This is a genomic window from Pseudomonas maumuensis (assembly GCF_019139675.1).
Taxonomy (GTDB): Bacteria; Pseudomonadota; Gammaproteobacteria; order Pseudomonadales; family Pseudomonadaceae; genus Aquipseudomonas; species Aquipseudomonas maumuensis.
This window is the reverse complement of record NZ_CP077077.1, coordinates 3,741,828-3,760,508: the sequence shown is the minus strand read 5'-3', so window position 1 is coordinate 3,760,508 and position 18,681 is coordinate 3,741,828. Positions and strand designations below refer to the sequence as shown.

The 18,681-nt window shown below is 66.1% G+C and carries 11 protein-coding genes; 6 read left to right on the top strand and 5 right to left on the bottom strand.

The window, feature by feature from the left end; translation table 11 throughout:
- Positions 1 to 128: 128 nt before the first annotated feature.
- Entirely contained in the window at positions 129 to 1,631 is a 1,503-nt protein-coding gene (gene proP / locus KSS90_RS16750) for a glycine betaine/L-proline transporter ProP (protein WP_023631310.1), read from the bottom strand.
- Between the two features lie 307 nt (positions 1,632 to 1,938).
- Positions 1,939 to 2,397, bottom strand: coding sequence for a GNAT family N-acetyltransferase (locus tag KSS90_RS16745; RefSeq protein WP_217866475.1), 459 nt, complete (start codon positions 2,395 to 2,397; stop codon positions 1,939 to 1,941).
- A gap of 546 nt (positions 2,398 to 2,943) precedes the next feature.
- Between KSS90_RS16745 and KSS90_RS16740 the strand changes: the two genes are divergently transcribed.
- From KSS90_RS16740 to KSS90_RS16720, 5 genes are all read left to right on the top strand, one after another.
- Positions 2,944 to 4,653 (top strand): ShlB/FhaC/HecB family hemolysin secretion/activation protein, encoded by a 1,710-nt coding sequence (locus tag KSS90_RS16740; RefSeq protein ID WP_217866474.1) that lies wholly within the window; start codon positions 2,944 to 2,946, stop codon positions 4,651 to 4,653.
- A 38-nt stretch (positions 4,654 to 4,691) separates the two neighbouring features.
- Positions 4,692 to 8,927 carry a hemagglutinin repeat-containing protein gene (locus KSS90_RS16735; RefSeq protein WP_217866473.1) on the top strand — a complete coding sequence of 1,412 codons (4,236 nt, stop codon included), beginning with the start codon at positions 4,692 to 4,694 and terminating at the stop codon, positions 8,925 to 8,927.
- A 553-nt stretch (positions 8,928 to 9,480) separates the two neighbouring features.
- Complete coding sequence (locus tag KSS90_RS16730) at positions 9,481 to 9,837, top strand: c-type cytochrome (RefSeq protein ID WP_217866472.1); 357 nt, start codon at positions 9,481 to 9,483, stop codon at positions 9,835 to 9,837.
- 81 nt (positions 9,838 to 9,918) lie between these two features.
- The gene (locus KSS90_RS16725) at positions 9,919 to 11,250 is read left to right on the top strand and encodes a D-arabinono-1,4-lactone oxidase (RefSeq protein WP_217869815.1); all 1,332 of its coding nucleotides are present in this window, start codon (positions 9,919 to 9,921) and stop codon (positions 11,248 to 11,250) included.
- 9 nt (positions 11,251 to 11,259) lie between these two features.
- Positions 11,260 to 12,537, top strand: a complete 1,278-nt coding sequence (locus KSS90_RS16720; RefSeq protein ID WP_437180039.1) for a DSD1 family PLP-dependent enzyme — start codon at positions 11,260 to 11,262, stop codon at positions 12,535 to 12,537.
- 277 nt (positions 12,538 to 12,814) lie between these two features.
- Here the strand turns inward: KSS90_RS16720 and KSS90_RS16715 are convergent, their stop codons facing one another.
- Positions 12,815 to 13,762: a SphA family protein gene (locus tag KSS90_RS16715; protein ID WP_437180038.1), complete on the bottom strand. Its 948-nt coding sequence runs from the start codon at positions 13,760 to 13,762 to the stop codon at positions 12,815 to 12,817.
- A 232-nt stretch (positions 13,763 to 13,994) separates the two neighbouring features.
- On the opposite strand from KSS90_RS16715, the gene KSS90_RS16710 reads away from it, so the two are divergent.
- Entirely contained in the window at positions 13,995 to 15,026 is a 1,032-nt protein-coding gene (locus tag KSS90_RS16710) for an AraC family transcriptional regulator (RefSeq protein WP_217866471.1), read from the top strand.
- A 13-nt stretch (positions 15,027 to 15,039) separates the two neighbouring features.
- Here the strand turns inward: KSS90_RS16710 and glsB are convergent, their stop codons facing one another.
- Both glsB and KSS90_RS16700 read right to left on the bottom strand, forming a co-directional pair.
- Positions 15,040 to 15,957 (bottom strand): glutaminase B, encoded by a 918-nt coding sequence (gene glsB / locus KSS90_RS16705; protein ID WP_038705799.1) that lies wholly within the window; start codon positions 15,955 to 15,957, stop codon positions 15,040 to 15,042.
- A 143-nt stretch (positions 15,958 to 16,100) separates the two neighbouring features.
- Positions 16,101 to 18,599 carry a TonB-dependent siderophore receptor gene (locus tag KSS90_RS16700; RefSeq protein WP_217866470.1) on the bottom strand — a complete coding sequence of 833 codons (2,499 nt, stop codon included), beginning with the start codon at positions 18,597 to 18,599 and terminating at the stop codon, positions 16,101 to 16,103.
- Positions 18,600 to 18,681 lie beyond the last annotated feature (82 nt).

Genomic DNA, 18,681 nt, shown 5'->3' with positions numbered 1-18,681 from the left:
GGTTCTGGAAGCGGGGAATACGCTGTTCCCCAATCCAGAAACGCTAGCACATGGCCCTGTTGCGCAATCGATGCACCCCGCATGTTCAGAGGATCAGGCAAGCAATCCGGCGGAATGCGCAAGCCTGCTCAATCGATGCGTGGGTGCTGCTGGGCCAGGGTCTTGCGCTTGGCCTCCAGCTCGGCGATCTGCGCGTCGATGTCCTCGATCTTCTGTTCGATGTTGTCGTGGTGCTCCTGCAGCAGTTCGCGGGCTTCGTCGATATCCGAGGCGGCCGGGGCGGCGCCGCGCAACGGACGGTTGGCGGTCTCCTTCATGGTCAGGCCGGTGAGCAGGCCGATCACGGCGATCACCATCAGGTAATAGGCCGGCATGTACAGGTTGTCGGTGGTTTCCACCAGCCAGGCGGCGAGGGTCGGGGTCAGGCCGGCGATCAGCACCGAGATGTTGAAGGCGCTGGCCAGGGCGCTGTAGCGGATATGCGTGGGGAACATCGCCGGCAGGGTCGAGGCCATCACGCCGATGAAGAAGTTCAGCAGCACGGCGAGGATCAACAGGCCGGCGAAGATCACCGCCAGCTTGCCGCTGGTGATCAGCATGAACGCCGGGATCGCCAGGGCGAACAGGCCGACGCTGCCGATGATGATGAATGGCTTGCGCCCCCACTTGTCGCTGAGCAGACCGATGATCGGCTGCACGAACAGCATGCCGACCATGATCGCGATGATGATCAGCACGCCGTGGTCTTCGCTGTAGTGCAGGTTGTGCGAGAGGTAGCTGGGCATGTAGGTGAGCAGCATGTAGTAGGTGACGTTGGTGGCGATCACCACGCCGATGCAGGTCAGCAGGCTGCGCCAGTGCTGGGTCGCCACCTCCTTGAACGACACTTTCGGGCCGCTGGCCAGGCCTTCGCGGTCACCTTGCTCGAGCTTTTCGACGTGTTGCTGGAAGGCCGGGGTTTCTTCCAGCGCGTGGCGCAGGTACAGGCCGATCAGGCCCAGCGGCAGGGCCAGGAAGAACGGCAGGCGCCAGCCCCATTCGAGGAACTGTTCCTCGCCGAGGAGCGTCGAGATCAGCACCACCACGCCGGCGCCGAGGACGAAGCCGGCGATCGAGCCGAAGTCCAGCCAGCTGCCGAGGAAGCCGCGCTTGCGGTCCGGGGCGTACTCGGCGACGAAGATCGAGGCGCCGGTGTATTCACCGCCCACCGAGAAGCCCTGGGCCATCTTCGCCAGCAACAGCAGGATCGGCGCCCAGATGCCGATGCTGGCATAGGAGGGGATCAGGCCGATGGCGAAGGTGCTCAGGGACATGATCACGATGGTCGCGGCCAGCACTTTCTGGCGCCCGTAGCGGTCGCCCAGGGCGCCGAAGAACAGCCCGCCCAGCGGGCGGATCAGGAAGGGCACGGAGAAGGTGGCCAGCGCCGCGATCATCTGCACGCCGGGGCTGGCGTTGGGGAAGAACACCTTACCCAAGGCATAGGCGACGAAGCCGTAGACGCCAAAGTCGAACCATTCCATCGCGTTGCCCAGGGCGGCGGCGGTGATGGCCTTGCGCATCTTGGCGTCGTCGACGATGGTGATGTCCTTCAAGCCGATGGGCTTGACGGGTTTTCTGCGTGATTTCATGGGCCGTTGTCCTTCGAGGCTTGGGGGCATGGCCATGGTTTGGCCAGCCTTGTACCTAGGGTCAGATACAACGGCGCGCTAAATAATTCCCTGCTGGATCGTTTGTGTGCGGCACGGGGGGCGGGCTTTACAGTCAGGTCATTCAAGGTGTTCGTCGCGAAGGCTTCTGCGCCTATGAGATCGAGCGCCGCGCGGGCGGCGCTCGATCTCATAGGCGCTGCAAGGTTTGCGGCGAACACGTAGAGGCCCTCACTCGATCAATAGCCTCGTACCCAAAGACCTTGAAAGAGCGGCCATCGGCACGCGATCAAAGCGTGCGTGACATCAGCCAGTGCTGCTGCCCCCAGGCCTCGAATGGCTCCAGCGGTGCCCAGCCACGCTTGGCGTAGTAGGCGCTCTGGTCATGGGTGTGCAGATAGAGCGTGGAGACCCCGCTGCTGCGTGCATGGTCGCAGATGCCTTCGATCATTCGTTCCGCCAGGCCTTGCCCTCGTGCTTGCGGGGTGACGAACACGCAGGCCAGCCACGGACCAAGATCGCTGCGCCCGGGCAGGTCGTCGCTGGCCAGGGCGGCGCTGCCCAGCAGGCGGTCGCCGTCGAGGGCGACCAGGCATCGCCATTGGCCGTTGCGCTGACCTTCGGCGAACTCGCGTTGCCAGTCGCTAAGCGGCACGTCCGCGTACTCGTAGTGGAACTGTTGGTGCAGCCACTGGGCGAGGGTAGCGCTGTGGGCCATATGGTGTTCAAGCCAGTCCAGGCGGGGCATGCTGTTGTCCTTGTCGAGGGGCATTTCAGTACGGTGGGCTGTGATGTCGCGAGCATACACCAGGGATCTAACGCGTATTCGAGTTGCAAGTACATTCGAGGACAGTCGCTTCAATAGAGTTGAAAGTTCAGCACGAATCGTCGCTGTGCGGGCCAGTTGTTCGGCTTAGTTTCGATGCGTTTCACCGAAGTAGAGTCCTCTTGTGTGTTTCCAAGTTGCTGTGGGCAGACGGCATTCGACTAAAGTCCGGTGTCTCCCGCTCGTGTCTAGAAGTACCGTTGGTTCAAACAGTCGGCAAGTTTGATTGTTGGACAATCTGTCGCGTCAACCCCCTTAGCCTCTGCAGCATGGGGTGTCGGGCGACCAGGTGGTCATGCCGGGCTTTGGCTGGTAATTGGCAGTCATTAACTTTTCCGCGAGCGTTACAGTGATTAACGCTCAACTTTCTAAAGTTATTGCACGTGTGCCGATAACTCTCGGTGACCGTGCCGGGAAGTTCCAAGTACTGCGATTCTCGCTGTGCCTTTGCCTGCGAATGGGTGTTGTATGTCGTACCTGTCTGCTATTGATTGCCGTCGCGTATCGCTGTGCGTCGTATTGGCCTGCCTGTCCCTGGACAACCTGCGTGCCGAGACGTTCGTGCCCGGCCAGGAAGTGTTGCGCCAACAGCAACAGCAACAACATGATCTGCAGCAACTGCAACTGGAACAACGTCGCCGCCAACTGCAGCGCGGTGCGTTCACGGGGCCGGATACTTCTGCGCAGGTCCCCCAGGCCGCGACTCCGGATGCACGCTGCTGGCCGCTGGCCGGGGTGCGTGTGGGTGGCGTCACCCTGATCGAGCGTGCCACCCTCGATGCGCGCATCGACCCGCTGGTGGCGGCGTGCATGGGTGTGGGGCAGATCAACCAGCTGCTGGCGAGTATCACCGCGCTGTACCTGGAAAAGGGCTATATCGCCAGCCGGCCCTACCTGAGCAGCGCCCCGGCAGCCGGGCAGTCGCTGGACATCCTGGTGGACGAGGGCTACCTGGAGGCCATCGAACTGGCCGACCAGCGCCTGCCGGTGTCGCTGGCCGGGGCCTTTCCCGGCATGCTCGGCGAGCCGCTCAACCTGCGTGACTTGGAGCAGGGCCTGGACCAGCTCAACCGCCTGCGCTCGGTCGACTTGACCGCCGATATCGCCCCCGGCAGCCAGCCGGGCGCCTCGCGGATCATTCTGCGCCCGCGCAGCGCCGGCCAGCCACGGGTGGCCGTGGGCCTGGGCCTGGACAACCTCGGCAGCGCCAGCACCGGGCGCGACCGTCGCGTGCTCAGCCTGGGCCTGGACAACCCGCTGGCACTCAACGACCTGCTCAGCCTGTCGGCCAGCGATACCCTCAACCAGGGCGACCGTTACAGCCGCAACGCCAGCCTGTACTACGCGATCCCCTATGGCTACTGGACCTTCAGCCTGTTCGCCAGCCATGCCGAGTATCGCTCGCCGGTCAAGCTCAGCACCCTGACCCTGCATAGCCGCGGCATTACCGATCAGCTCAGCCTGCGCGGCGAGCGCGTGCTGTGGCGCGACCAGCGCCATCAACTGAGCGCCAGCCTGCAACTGGCGCACAAGGATGTCGACAGCGAGTTCGCCAAGGTGCGCCTGGACGTGCAGAGCCCGACGCTGACCGTGGCCGAGGCCGGCCTCAACCTGTTCTGGCTCGACCGCGCGGTGTGGAATCTGGACCTCAACTACGCCCAGGGGCTGCATTGGTTTGGCGCCGACGACGATGCCGATCGGCGGGTGCCCGACCTGCCCATGGCGCAGTTTCACAAGTACCGCGCCGGGCTCAGCCAGTGGCGCAATGGCCAGCTGCTGGGCCAGGCCTGGCAGTGGCAGAGCCAGCTCAACCTGCAGTACAGCCCGGACCCGCTGCCGGCCATCGAGCAGTTGCTCGGCACCGACGACTCGGCCGTGCGCGGCTACCGCATCAGCAGCCTGTCCGGTGCCAGCGGGGCGGTGTGGCGCAACACCCTGCGCCTGCCGCTGCACCCCCAGGGACCGCTGACCATCACCCCACGGCTGGGGCTGGATCACGGCTGGATAAAGGCCGACCACGGCGCCTCCAGCCAGCGCCTGAGCGGCGCGAGTCTGGGCTTGAACCTGGGCTGGAAGGCGCTGCAGCTGGACCTCGACTACCAGCGCAGCCTCACCACTCCCCGTGGTTACCAGCGCGAGCCCGAAGTCTGGCTGTTGCGCGCCGCCGTGCAGATTTGAGCGCACCGATTTAGCAGTACCTACATGGAGAGTGACCAATGCCCAAGACCCCCTTTACCTTCAATTTGTCCCCGCAAGGCAAACTGCGCTGGGCGATCGCCAGCCTGCTGCTGGCCACCAGCCTGCCCCAAGCGCTGGCCGGCGGCGTGGTGGTCGCCCCCGGGCCCGGGGGCACAGCGCAACTGCAGACCCAGGGCGGCGTGCCCATCGTCAATATCGTCGCCCCCAACGGCGCGGGCCTGTCGCATAACCAGTTCCTCGACTACAACGTCGACCGCCAGGGCCTGGTGCTGAACAACGCCCTGCAGGCCGGGCACTCGCAGCTGGCCGGCGAGCTGGCGGCCAACCCGCAGTTCCAGGGCCAGGCGGCGAGCGTGATCCTCAATGAAGTGGTCAGCCGCAACGCCTCGGCCATCAATGGCGCCCAGGAAATCTTCGGCCGTGCCGCCGACTACGTGCTGGCCAACCCCAACGGCATCTCGGTCAACGGCGCCAGCTTCATCAACGCGCCCAACGCCAGCCTGGTGGTGGGCCGGCCCGAGCTGGACGCCGGCAGGCTCAAGGCCCTGGGCACCCAGGATGCCAGCGGCCAGTTGCAGGTGCAGGGCGCCGGCCTGCGCAACGACGGCGGTTCGGTCAACCTGATCGCCCCGCGCATCGACAGCCAGGGCCGCCTGGATGCCCGCGACCAGCTCAACCTCAGCGTGGGCCGCAACCAGTTGGATTACGCCAGCGGCCAGGTCAAGGTGCTCGATGGCGGCGCGGCCAGCGGCGAGCAGCGTATCGACGCCAGCCTGTTCGGCGCGATGCAGGCCGGGCGCATCAATATCGTCAGCACCGCGCAGGGTGCCGGGGTGCGGGTCGGGCCGGGGCAGATCGAAGGCCGCGACGGCGTGCGCATCGACTCGGCGGGTGACCTGAACATCAGCGGCGCCGCCGTGGCCGACTCGCTGCAAGCGACCCGCGCGGGCGTGCGCAGCAGCCAGGGCGATGTGCAATTGCGGGGTGCCCAGGACCTGACCCTGGCCGCCGCCGACGTGGCCGGGCGCGACGTCAAGCTCGACGCCGGGCGCAACCTCACCCTGAGCACCGTGCAAAGCCGCAAGCTCCAGGAGAAACGCGAGAACTGGCGCAGCGGCGCACTGGGCATCGATTGGGAAACCTACCAGCGCACCCAGATCGACAGCGATACCCGCGAGCATGGGGTGCAGGTCGTGGCCCAGCGTGATGCTCGGGCGAATGCCGGGCAGGATCTCGCCGTCAATGCCGGCAGCATCGAGGCGCCCGGCCAACTGAGCCTGAACAGTGGTGGCGATCTGCGCCTGAGCGCTGCCACCGAACGCCAGGTCAACAGCGACCAGGGCAAGCACACCAAGGGCTTCTGGAAAGCCGACTGGGACAACCGCAGCGAAACCCAGCGCAGCGTCACCAGCCAGCTCAAGGGCGGCGATATCGAACTGCGGGCCAAGGCCTCGGTGCTGGCCGAAGGTGCCCAGCTGACCAGCGGCCAGGACATCCGCATCGCCGGCAAGCAGGTGCAGATCAGCAACGCCTCGCGCACCGACCAGCGCGACAGCCAGAACCAGCAGAGCAAGTTCTTCGGCGTCAGCCACAACGAAGCCAAGCAGAACAGCCGGGAAAGCACCGCCGTGCGCAGCGAGCTGGTGGCCGGTGGCAGTGTCGGCCTGAACAGCGCCGAGGGCATCGAGGTGGTCGGCTCCACGGTCAAGGCCACCGGCGCGTTGAGCGCCGACGCGGCGGGCGACCTGAAGGTCGCTTCGGCCCAGGACACCCGTGAGCACGGCAGCGCCAGCAGCAGCCGTGGTTTCGTGGCCTCGACCAAGGAAACCGCGCCGGGCTCGGGGCAGTATCGCGCCGGTGTCGGCTATGCGAGCGATCGCCACAGCGCCACTGGCAGCCAGGTCAGCCAGCAGGGTTCCAGCCTCAGCGGCAGCGAAGTTCAGCTGACGGCTGGCGGTGACCTGACCGTCAAGGGCGCAGCGGTGAAGTCCACCGCAGGCGACACCACCCTGGCCGGCAAGCAGGTGTCGTTGCTGGCTGAGCAGGACAGCCGCAGCGAGTCTCGCGACAGCAGCCACACCGGGGGTGGCGTCTACCTCACCGCCGGCCTCGACCGTGCCGGCGCCGGCGTCGACTTCGCCCATGCCACCCAGCAGGACGCCGCGAGCAGCAGCACTGCCAAGACCACCGGCATCGACAGCGCCGGCAACTTGACCATCAAGGCCGACACCCTGGCCAGCGAAGGCGCGCAGGCCAACAGCGCCGGCACCCTGAGCGTCAGCGCCAACCAGGTGGACAACCGCGCGGCTCGCGACACCAGCAGCAACAGCCACCAGCAAAGCAGCTGGACGGCGGATGTCGGCGTCAATGTCGAGTACAAGGACATCGCCCGGCCGATCGCCGGGGTGGTCAAGGATGTGGTGGACGGCAAGGTGTCGGTGAAGGACGCGCTCGACGGCAAGTTGCCGCTGGGCGATGTCAAGGACGTGCTTGCCGGCAAGACCTCGCTGACCGACGCCCTGGGCAAGCTCGGCACGCCGAACCTGGGCGTCGACCTGGCCGTGGGCCATACCAGCCAGCAGCAGGGCGAGCAGACCGGCACCGCGGTGGTGAGCCAGTTCAACGGCCAGGGCGTCCGGTTGGACGTAGCCGGTGCGCTGAAGGACCAGGGCACCCAGTACAACGCCAACGGCGGCGCGCTGAACGTCAAGGCCGGCACGTTGCAGGCCGATGCGGCCAGCAACACCCACAGCCGCAGCGAGCAGCAGGTGAATGCCGATGTATCCGCCCGGGTCTACACCAAGACCGGCGAAGACCTGAACGTCACCGCCAATGGCTCGGGGGGCAGCAAATCCTTCACTGAGGACAGCTCCACTGCCGTGGTCGGCACCTTTACTGGCAATCAGGGCCTGAACATCCAGGTCGACGGCGATGCCCGCTTCGAAGGCAGCCGCCTCGACGGTGGCCAGGGCGCGGTGGCCGTCAACACCGGCGGCAAGCTGGCCCTGGAGCAGGCCAGCAACCATGAGCGTCGCGACACCGGCAGCCTCGCTGGCAGCGCTTCGCTGACCGTGGGCACCTTGCCGGTGGGCGACAAGGTCGACCTGGGCGCAGGGTTGCAACTCGACCATGCCGGCGAACACAGTACCGACAGCAAGGCCCAGGTGGCGAGCATCAGCGGCAGCGGCCCGGTGCGGTTGGGCAGCGGTGGCGACCAGACCTTGCAAGGTACGCGCATCGACGTGGCGGGCCCGGTCGAACTCAAGGCCGGTGGCGCTCTCGACCTGCAGGCCGCCAGCGACACCCGGACCGTCAGCGGCAGCCACCTGGGCGGTGGTCTCAACCTCGGCGGCAAGGCAGCCACCGGTGAACAGGGCCGCGACCTGAGCGGCAAGCTGGGCGGTAACTTCAATGTGGGCCAGACCAACGAACGCTCGCAGACCCTGAGCGGCGGCCAGCTGAACAGCCGCGCCAATGTGGACCTGGCCGGCCAGTCGGTGCATCTGCAGGGCACGCAGGTCGCAGCTGCGGGCGTCAACGTCAGCGCAGGCGAGGGTGGCCTGGCGCTGGAGTCGGCGCAGTCCACCCAGAGCCGCAACAACTGGGGCGTCGAGCTGAAGGCCGGCGGCAACCTGAGCCGCAATACCCCGGCCGACGCCGATCAGCAGGCCACTGCGTCCCATGACTTCGACCTCGGCGGCAAGGTGCATGTGGATCATCTGCAGGGCACCACCCAGCAGAACAGCCGGATCGCCGCCGACACGGTGGCGTTGAACAGCACGGGCGCGGCGCAACTGAGCGGCGCGCGTGTCGAAGGCCAGCACATCGGCGGCAAGTTCGACGGCGGGCTCAGCATCCAGGAGCGTCAGGACACCACCACCTCGGTACGTCTCGACCTGGGCGCCGGCCTTGTCGGCAAACCGGGCGAGGCCAAGGAGGGCGAAGCCAAGCCCGCCTTCGGCTACACGCCGTCGTTCAATGCCCAGGGGGAGTTCGTGCGCAAGGCCGGGGTCGGTGAGGCGTCGGGTATTACGGCGCAGCGCGAGCTGGGGCTGCAGGTCAAAAGCGTGGAGCAGGGTGGGAATATGGTCGGGGCCGAGGTGAAGCCGCTCGGATATCAGGTCAAGGCCACCCTCGACCTGCCCAAGCTGCCTGAAGCCGGCCTGCCCAGCGTGTCGCTGGATGACGGCAAGTTGAAGGTCGGGCCGGTGACGGTCGAAGGTCAGCTTGATGGCCTGACCAACAAGGGCTGACGGGGCACGCCCTGCGGTCTATCGCGGGGCAAGGCTTTTCAAGGTGTTCGACGTTAGAGTTGCCGCGCCTGTGAGATCGAGCGCCGCCCGCGCGGCGCATCGCGGATGAATCCGCTCCTACATTTGTTGCAACGTGGCCATGCCTGATAGGCCATGGTTGTTAGCCTTGTGTGCTTGACGCGATTTTTCGGTGGGCATTGCTGCCGCCCCACCTGTCTCAAGCCTTGCGCCAAGGCTGGCAGCCATGGCCTGACAGGTTCGGTACGTTGCAACGAATGTAGGAGCGGATTCATCCGCGATGCGCCGCGCGGGCGGCGCTCGGTCTGCTAGGCGCCGCAAGGGTTGCGACGAGCACCTGGCAACCCTGATGTGATCCCTACCACGTCCGAGGATCTTCAAAGGCCTGCGCTGAAGGGGCCTTGCAGGATTGTCCGATCCCACCCCCCTCGCTGGCCGCCAATGCCCTGAACCGCCAGCCTGTTCCCGCCTTACTGTTGCCCCTACCCACCACAAGAAAACGCCGTGCCCACGCACGGTAGAAGAGGGGAGCACCATGCCGCTTTTTCCACCGCTGCTGCGCGCAGCCGCCCTGACCACCCTGGCCTTGCTGCTCGGCGGTTGCCGGGACGACAGCGAACCTGCTGCCACCCGGGCCGCCCCCACCGACCCGGCGTTGGCCGCGCTCTATGCCAGCACCTGCAAGACCTGCCACGCCAACCCGGCTTCCGGTGCCCCCCTGGCCGGCGACACGGCGGCCTGGGCGCCACGCCTTGCCCAGGGTACGGAGCGCCTGCTCGATCACAGCATCAACGGCTACCAGGGCATGCCGCCCATGGGCCTGTGCATGCAGTGCTCCGAGGCACAGTTCCTGGCCCTGATCGGCTACATGGCCGGCCAGCCCCTCCACTGAACGCAAGGTATCCCCATGGCGATCCACCTCTCTCGACGCCGCTGGCTGCAACAGGCGGGCGCGGCCTGCGCCTTGCTGGCGCTGTCCGGCAACCCGGCGCTGGCGCAGCTGTTGCGCGCGCCACGGCTGATTCCCTGGCGCAACTGGTCCGGCGCGCAGAGCTGCCTGCCCGAAGCGCGGCTGGCGCCGCAGAGCCTGGACGAGTTGGTCCAGGTCATCGGCCAGGCCACCGGCAAAGTACGCCCGGTCGGCTCGGCGCATTCCTTCAGCGCCCTGGTGCCAACCGATGGCACCCTGGTGTCGCTCGGTCACTTCAGCGGCCTGCTCGATCACGACCCGGCCACGCTGCAGGCCGAGTTCGCCGCCGGCACGCCGATGGCGTCGATGGGCGCGGCGCTCAAGGCGGTGGGCCAGGCGCTGCCGAACATGGCCGACATCGATTACCAGACCCTGGCTGGCGCGATCGCCACCTCGACCCATGGCACCGGCGTCGGCTTCGGTTCGTATTCTTCACGGGTCAGCGGCCTGCAACTGGTCACGGCCAGCGGTGAAGTGCTCGACTGCGACAGCCGCAGGCACCCTGAAGTGTTCGCCGCGGCGCGGGTGTCGCTCGGCGCATTGGGCGTGGCCACGCGCATCCGCCTGCAGAACCGCGAGGCCTTCCGCCTGCGCGAGCGGCAGTGGATCGCCCGTACCGACGAATTGCTCGAGGAAGTGGAAAAGAACACCCGCGAAAACCAGCACTGGGAAATGCTGGTGATCACCCACTCCGACTACGCGTTGTCCATCGCCCTCAACGAAACCGAGGATGCACCGACCGCCGCCCGGGACCCGGCGAGTGAAGGCGGCAATGAGTTCGTCAGCCTGATCGAGAAGCTCGACAAGTACGGCAGTGACTTTCCCGCCGCGCGGCGGGCGTTGCTCAACAGCCTGCGGCATGTCGCCAGCTTCGACGAGCGGGTCGATGACTCGTACGCGATCTTCGCCAATGTGCGCAACGTGCGCTTCAACGAGATGGAGTACTCGGTGCCCGCCGAGCAGGGGCCTGCCTGCCTGCGGGAGATCCTCGCGCTGATCCGCGAGCGCGACCTGCGCACCTGGTTCCCCATCGAGTACCGCTACGTCAAGGCCGACGATATCCCGCTGAGCATGTTCGAAGGGCGCGACAGCTGCTCGATCTCGGTGCATCAGCACTACAGCATGGACCACCACAACTTCTTCGCCGCCATCGAGCCGATCTTCTGGAAGTACGCCGGGCGCCCGCACTGGGGCAAGCTGCACACCCTCAATGCGCGCACCCTGCAACCGTTGTATCCGCGCTGGAAAGACTTTACCGAGGTACGCCAGGCGTTGGACCCGACCGGCAAGTTCCTCAATGCCCACCTGGCCTCGATCCTGGGCGTGGCCCACTAGGAGGTGTAGATGAACAGACGCAGATTCCTGGTTGGCGCCGCCGGTGCCGGCGTGCTGCTGGCCGCCGCCGGCGCCTGGCTGCGCCCCGGCGCACAAGGCGCGCCGCACAGCGACTATTTCGCCAGGCTGCAGCGCGAACTGCGCGAGCACGGGCCGATGCGCCCGGTGATGCTGATCGACCTCGACCGCCTGGACCACAACATCGACGTGGTGACCCAGTCGGTGCGTCGCGCCGGCAAGCACCTGCGCCTGGTGGAAAAGTCGCTGCCTTCGCCGCAGTTGCTCGACTACATCGCCCGGCGCGCCGGCACCGGCCGCTTGATGTCCTTCCACCAGCCGTTCCTCAACCTTGACGCCGTGCGCTTTGCCGAGGCCGATATCCTGCTCGGCAAACCGTTGCCGGTGCGTTCGGCGCAGCTGTTCTACGAAGCGCACCGCGGCGCTTTCGATCCGGCCAGGCAGTTGCAATGGCTGCTCGACACCCCCGAGCGCCTGCAACAGTACCTGGCGTTGGCCCAGGGGCTGGGCACACGTCTGCGGATCAATATCGAGCTGGATGTCGGCCTGCACCGTGGCGGGGTAAAGGATGTGGCGGAGCTGGAGCGGATGCTCGCCATCATCGCCGCCAACCCCCAGCACCTGACCTTCGCCGGCTTCATGGGCTACGACCCCTTTGTCGGCATGGGTGTGCCGGGCATCCTGGGTTCACCCGAGGCGCTGTTCGCCAAGGTCATGGGGGCGTACGACGGTTTCGTCGAGCATGCCCGTAGCCGTTATCCCGGGCTGTGGCGCACGGACCTGACGCTCAACACTGCCGGCAGCCCGAGCTATCGCATGCACGAACACGAGCGCACCAGCAGCGAGGTGTCGGTGGGCTCGGCATTGCTCAAGCCCAGCCACTATGACCTGCCGTCGCTGCAGGACCACATGCCTGCGGCCTACATCGCCACGCCGGTGATCAAGCGCACGGGGGCTGTGCAGATCCCGGCGCTGGACGGCAAGTCGGCGTTGTTTGCCTGGTGGGATCCCAATCAGCGCGAAACCTTCTTCATTTATGGCGGCAACTGGCTGGCCGAGCCGGAGTCGCCCCGGGGCCTGCGTTTCAACGGCCTGTACGGGCGCAGCTCCAACCAGGAAATGCTCAATGGCTCGGCCGCGGTCGGGTTGCAGGTCGACGACCAGGTGTTCCTGCGACCTACCCAGTCCGAGGCGATACTGCTGCAGTTCGGCGACCTGCTGGCGGTGCGCGAGGGGCGGATCGTAGAGAGATGGCCGGTGTATGCGTGAGCGCCAGGGGGATCGCTCAGGCTGTGCTGTTGCTGTATGAATAGTCATTCCTGTGGGAGCCGGCTTGCCGGCGATGCAGGCACCGCGTTGTCGGGCACCGGCGTTGCCGGTGATCGCCGGCAAGCCGGCTCCCACACCGACCGCGCGGCCCTCGAGCCAAGCGTCGTCCCTGTGGGAGCTGGCTTGCCAGCGATGAGGCCCTTACAAACAACACAAGACCGTCGCTCCCACAGGGTCACGTTCAATAAAGGGTCATTGATAGCTTCAGAAGCGAGCATCACAAACTGAACGGCAAGCTCAGCTTGACCCACAGCATCTCGCCCTCCGGCCTGTTCTGCACCGCGAACTCCTTGGCCCAGCGCGCCTCGATGCTGGCGTACTCGAGGAAGGTGTAATGCAGCGCCGGGCCGATGGCGAACACCTGGCCACGCACACCGTCATCGACATCCTCGCCCATGAAACTCACGGTTCGACCGAACTGCTTGTCGTCGGTGGTCTGCTTCACGTAGTAGCCATTGACCCCCAGGCGCAGGTTGTCGGTCACCCGGTAGCTGGCTGAATAGTCGAAATGGAACAGCTGACCCGAGCGGTAGTCGGTGTCGTGATTCTCTTCATTGAAGCTGTAGGTAGCCTTGACCGACAGCTCGCTGCGTTCGCTGGGCAGCCAGGTCGCCGACAACAGAGGCTTGTAGGTGTAGAAGTTGTTGCTGGTGTTGGCCAGGCGCGTGGCCTCGTAGTCGCCGGTGGGCAGGGTGATCTCCAGCGCCGCGCCCAGGGTCAGGCGTGGGCCGAGGTCCCAGAGGATGATTGGTGCGACCGTAACGTCGCCCTGGCTTTCGTGGCGGCTGCGCTGGCCGAACATCGCCACTTGCTGGCGCATGTAGGGCTGTGCCACGTAGCCGCCGAGGCGACCGCCGAACACGCGCAGCGGGCTGAGATAGTCCAGCCGCGGGATGATCGCGTCGGAGGTGATCTTCACCTGCGGCACCTTGCCACCGAGCGAGCTGATATCCAGCTTCCGCGCCTGGTAGTGGTTGTAGTACAGGTTGAAGGCGAACATGTGCTCCGGCAGTTGGTCGACGTTCAGCGGCAGGACGAAGAAACCGTCGGTGCCGGGGCCGATGTTGTCGACACCGTTCTCGGTGGCGTGGGCTGGGAGTGCGAGGCTGGCGCTGAGCATGCAGGCGGCTGCCGGGGGCAGCCAGGGGCGGCGGGTCGGGGTCATGGTCGGGCTCGTTCTTGTTGTTGTGGGCGAGCGGCGTCGGCTGCCCTATACAAATAAGCGCTGGCCGCCCGGGGATGCAGGGCCGTACCGGCCAGGCAGGGGGGCTTTGCCGGACACTCTGCAATATTTTGTTACTCTCGCCGCCAGGGCCTTCTCCTGCGCGATATGATGACGGCGCCGAGCGCAGCCCCGACAACAAGAATCCAGGCGTCTCGGTTCGGGAGTCGTCGCCATGCCCCATACCCCCCTCGACCCGCAGCTGGACCAGGCGCTGGCCTCGCCTTTCATGTTGCAGACGCTGATCCAGCTCGCCAGCGATCGTGGCCTTGACGGCGAGCGGCTGTGTCGCGGCCTGGGTTTCACCCCCGGTGAGCTGCAGGACCCGGCCCAGCGCATCGCCTGCCGTCAGGCGGTGACGCTGATCCGTCGCACCCTGGAGGCCCTGCCCGGGCAGGGGCTGGGGTTATGGGTCGGGCATCGCAATGTGCTGGGTACCTTGGGCCTGCTGGGGCATGTGCTGTCGCTGTGCCGGACCCTGCGCGATGCCTTCGAGGTGGGCGCGCGCTATCAGCACACCAGCGGCGGCATCGCGGTATACAGCCTGCATGAGGGCGAGCGGGAGACCTTCGTCGAGGTCGAATGCCGGTTGCCCTATGCCGATATCCAGGTGTTCGCGGTGGAAGAGTTCTTCGCCAGCCTGATGGTCTACAGCCGGGCGCTGATCGGCACCGGCTTCGCGCCGCTGCGCTTCGAGTTCACCCATGCCGCGCCGGTCTACCTGGAGGCCTACGCTAGCCTGTTGGGCCCTGAGGTGGCGTTCGGTTGCCTGCACAACCGCATGGTGATCGCCAGCCACTGGCTGGACCAGCCCTTGCCGGGCCATCAGCCCGTGGCCTTGCGCCAGGCACTCACCCTGCTGGAGATGGAATGCGCGCCGCTGCAGCACAAGGCCAGCCTGCTGCAGACCGTGGAGCGCGCCATCGCCCGCGACTTGCCCCAGGGCTGCCGTATCGATAGCGTCGCCGCTGACCTGAACATGAGCAGCCGCACCCTGCGCCGGCATCTGAACGAGCACGGCATGACCTTTGACGGCTTGCAGGAGCAGGTGCGCCAGGCGCGGGCGATGAGCCTGCTGGGCAACCCGCGGATGGCCATCGAGCGCATCGCCGAGACGCTGGGCTACAGCGATGTGCGCGGTTTTCGCCGGGCGTTCAAACGCTGGACCGGCGTGAGCCCGTCGGCCTGGCGCGAAAGCCCTCCTTAGGCGACGACTTCGCTCAGACCGCCGAAAACACCGACCCGGTAATCCGCTCGCTCAACAGCTCCAGAACCCGCAACCCCGCCAGCGAGTTGCCCGAGGCGTTCAGCGCCGGCGACCACACACAGATGCTGTAGCGCCCCGGCACCACCGCGACGATGCCGCCGCCCACGCCGCTCTTGCCCGGCAGGCCGACCCGGTAGGCGAAATTGCCGGCCTCGTCATACAGCCCGCTGGTGGCCATGATCGCGTTCACCTGCTGTGCCTGGCGTGGGCTGAGCACCTGCTCACCGCTGTGCGGGCAGTAGCCGCTGTTGGCCAGGAAGGCGAAGCCACGGGCGACGTCGGCGCAGCTCATCGACAGCGCGCAGTGGTGGAAATAGCTGCGCAGCACCGCGTCGACATCGTTGTGGAAGTTGCCGAAGGCCTGCATCAGGTAGGCCATGGCCGCATTGCGAGCGCGGTGCTGGTACTCCGACTCGGCCACCACCGTGTCGCTGACGATACGCGGGTTGGCCGCCAGGCGGCGGACGAAATCGCGCATCGACAGGGTAGGCGTGGCATAGCGCGATTGGTTGATGTCGCAGATCACCAGCGCCCCGGCATTGATGAACGGGTTGCGCGGGCGGCCCTTTTCCACCTCCAGCTGCACCAGCGAGTTGAACGCCTGCCCCGAAGGCTCGTAGCCCAGCCGCGACCAGATGTCCTCGCCGCTGTGATTGATCGCCTGCACCAGGCTGAACACCTTGGAGATGCTCTGGATCGAGAACGGCGTGCGCGCGTCCCCGGCGCAGTGCAGCTGACCGTCCAGGCTCTGCACGGCGATGCCCAGCTGGTTGGGGTCGACCTGGGCGAGGGCGGGAATGTACTGCGCCACCTGGCCCTGGACGAGCAGGGGGCGGACGTGGTCGAGGATCTCTTGCAGGAGTGCTTGCATCGGAAAACCTGGTGCGGAGGAAAGACGCGGTCGAAAACGTTCAGGTAGACGATGGTCGCTGGCTGCGGAGCACATCGATTGCACTGACGCCGCCAGCCTTTCTCTCGCACCGGGGAGTCCCGGCCTGCCGCCGAGGCGTGGTATCAGAATGTGCTGCGCACGGTCAGCATGAGGTTGCGTGGTTCGCCATAGAAGTTGTTGTAGGCCGAGTTACCCACCGTCGCGTAGTACTTCTTGTCGAACAGGTTGTTGGCGTTGAGGGTTGCCGACCAGTGTTGGTCTATCCGGTAATCCAGGCTGGCGCTCCAGATCGTGTAGCCCGATTGCAGGAACTTGTAGTCGACCGGGTCGCCGTCGAAGCGGCCGCTGGCCGGGTTGAACGGGCTGACCGTGCCGCGCTTGGAAGTGCCGCTCTGGCTGATCGCGCCCAGGCCGACTTTCCAGTCCTGCAGTTCACCGGGCAACTGCCAGGTGCCCCAGACCTTGAGCAGGTGTTTTGGCGTGACCCCTTCGAAGCTGCCGCGCCCGTCGTTGGCGTCCTTGGCCTCGAGGCGGTTGTAGGTGTAGCCGGCCATCAGTTGCAGGCCACGAGCAAGCTCACCGCTGATTTCTGCGTCGAAGCCCTTGCTGGTGACCTGGCCTGCATTGAAGTAGCAGCAGGTGGCTTCGCTGCCGACCGGGCCGCTGCCGTTTTCATCGTAGACGGCGGTGTCCTGTTGCTCGATGCGGTACACCGCGAACGAGCTGTTGAGGCGACCGTCGAACCACTGGCCCTTGAGGCCGATCTCGTAGTTCTTCGAGGTGGCTGGCGCGATCTGGGCGCCGCTGGTGTCGGTGTTGCCGGCCTGGGGGGTGAAGGTCTCGGCGTAGCTGGTGTACGCGGTCCATTGGGCGTTGAGGTCGTAGGTAAGGCCGGCGTAGGGGGTGAACACGCCCCGCTTGTGCTGTGTGGCTGGGCGCGACGGTGGCGTCACACCGTCGTAGAAGTCCTGTTTGTTCTGGTAGCTGTAGTCGGTCAGGCGACCGCCAAGGATGAACTTGAGGTCGTCGCTGAGGGCCAGGCGCGTCATCCCGTAGGCGGAGCGGCGGATCTCGGGCAGCAACTGCTTCTTGTTGGGCGTGCTGCCCAGGTCCTGCGGCGGGTTGCGTCCGCCGAGGTCCACGGGGATGCCGGAAATCAGGCCGGTGCGCTGGATCACCGAACCCACGGTGTTGGTGTAGTCCACTCCGAGCAGTACGTCATGGTGGCGGTCGAAGGCATCGAAGCCGCCCTTGAGGTAGCTGTTCACCGTCTTGCGCACGCTGCCGCCCTTGTTCGGGTACTGGTGCCAGGTCGGCCCGGTGCCGCTCTGCGGGTCGACGCCGCCAAAGTAGTACAGGCCAGTGGAGTCGCGGTCGATGTCGACGTAGGTCAGGTCGATGGTCAGCGACCAGTCGCTGGTGAAGTTGTGTTCCAGCCGGGTGTACAGCTGGGAGGTCTTTTCCCGCACGGTGTTCCAGTTCGAGGTGAAGGCAGTGTGGCGTGGCAGCTTCAGGTCGGCGCCGTCGCTGTAGCGTGGCAGCCCGGCGAAGTAGGGCACGCCATCGTTGTCCTGGAAGCTGCCGCCGACGGTGAGCACGGTATCTGGCGTCAGGTCGAGCTCGAGCGCGCCGTAGGTCAGCGAGTTCTGGGTGTCGACGTAGTCGAGGAACGACTTGCTGTCCTGATAGGCCAGGCCAAGGCGGCCGCGCAGGGCGCCACTGTCGACCAGCGGCCCGGTGACATCCAGCTCGCTGCGGTAGTTGTCCCAGCTGCCGGCCGAGGCGGCGAAGCTCAGGCGCTGTTCGCGCAGGGCGCGCTTGCGCACCAGGTTGATGGTGCCGCCAGGGTCACCGGTGCTGGAATACAGGCCATCGACACCGCGCAGGAACTCGACACGTTCGTACTGGGCCATGTCCAGCTGGCTGAGCGAGCCGTAGCCGGCGATCGAGCTGGTCAGTGGCGCGCCACCGTCGAGGGTGGTGTTGGACACCGCGAAGCCGCGGGAGAAGAAATTGCTCTCGTTGCCCATGGCTGCCTGGGAGATCCCGCCTTTCTGCACCGAGACCCCGGTCATCTTGCCCATCACGTCGGTCAGGCTGTTGAGGTTCTGGTCTTCGATACGCTTGCGGGTGATCAGCGATACCGAATGCGGTACCTCACGCAGCGAGGTGGCCACTTTGCTGCCCACCGTGGCGCTGGAGGCGGTGTAGCTGTCGGCATCGGCCTGCAGGCTCTGGCTGTCGATCTGCGTGGCGCCGAGTTGCACGGCGCCATCGTTCGGCAGGGCGATCAGCAGATACACGCCATTGGCCTGGCGCACCGCCTGCAGGCCGCTGCCGGCCAGCAGCACGGCAAAGCCCTGGTCGATGCTGTAACTGCCTTGCAGCCCGGGCGAGCGCAGGGCCCGGGTAAGTGCGCCATCGAACGACAGCGCCACGCCGGCCTGGCTGGCAAAGCGGCTCAGGGTTTCGTTCAGGCTGCCCGGTGCAATGGCGTATGCCCGGGCCTGGGTACTGTTGGCCGATGCGGCCAGGGCGATGCCAGGCAAGGCGAGCGCCGTGCCCAGTGACAAGTGGATGGCCAGGGCCAATGCCGAGTGTGCCGTGTACCGCGTGCTCATGCTTACCTTCCCCAGATGCTTGAGTGTGTCAGATGGAAGGAAGGGCCGAACGAGCGCGCAGGAAAGTGCAAGCGTTGGCAAA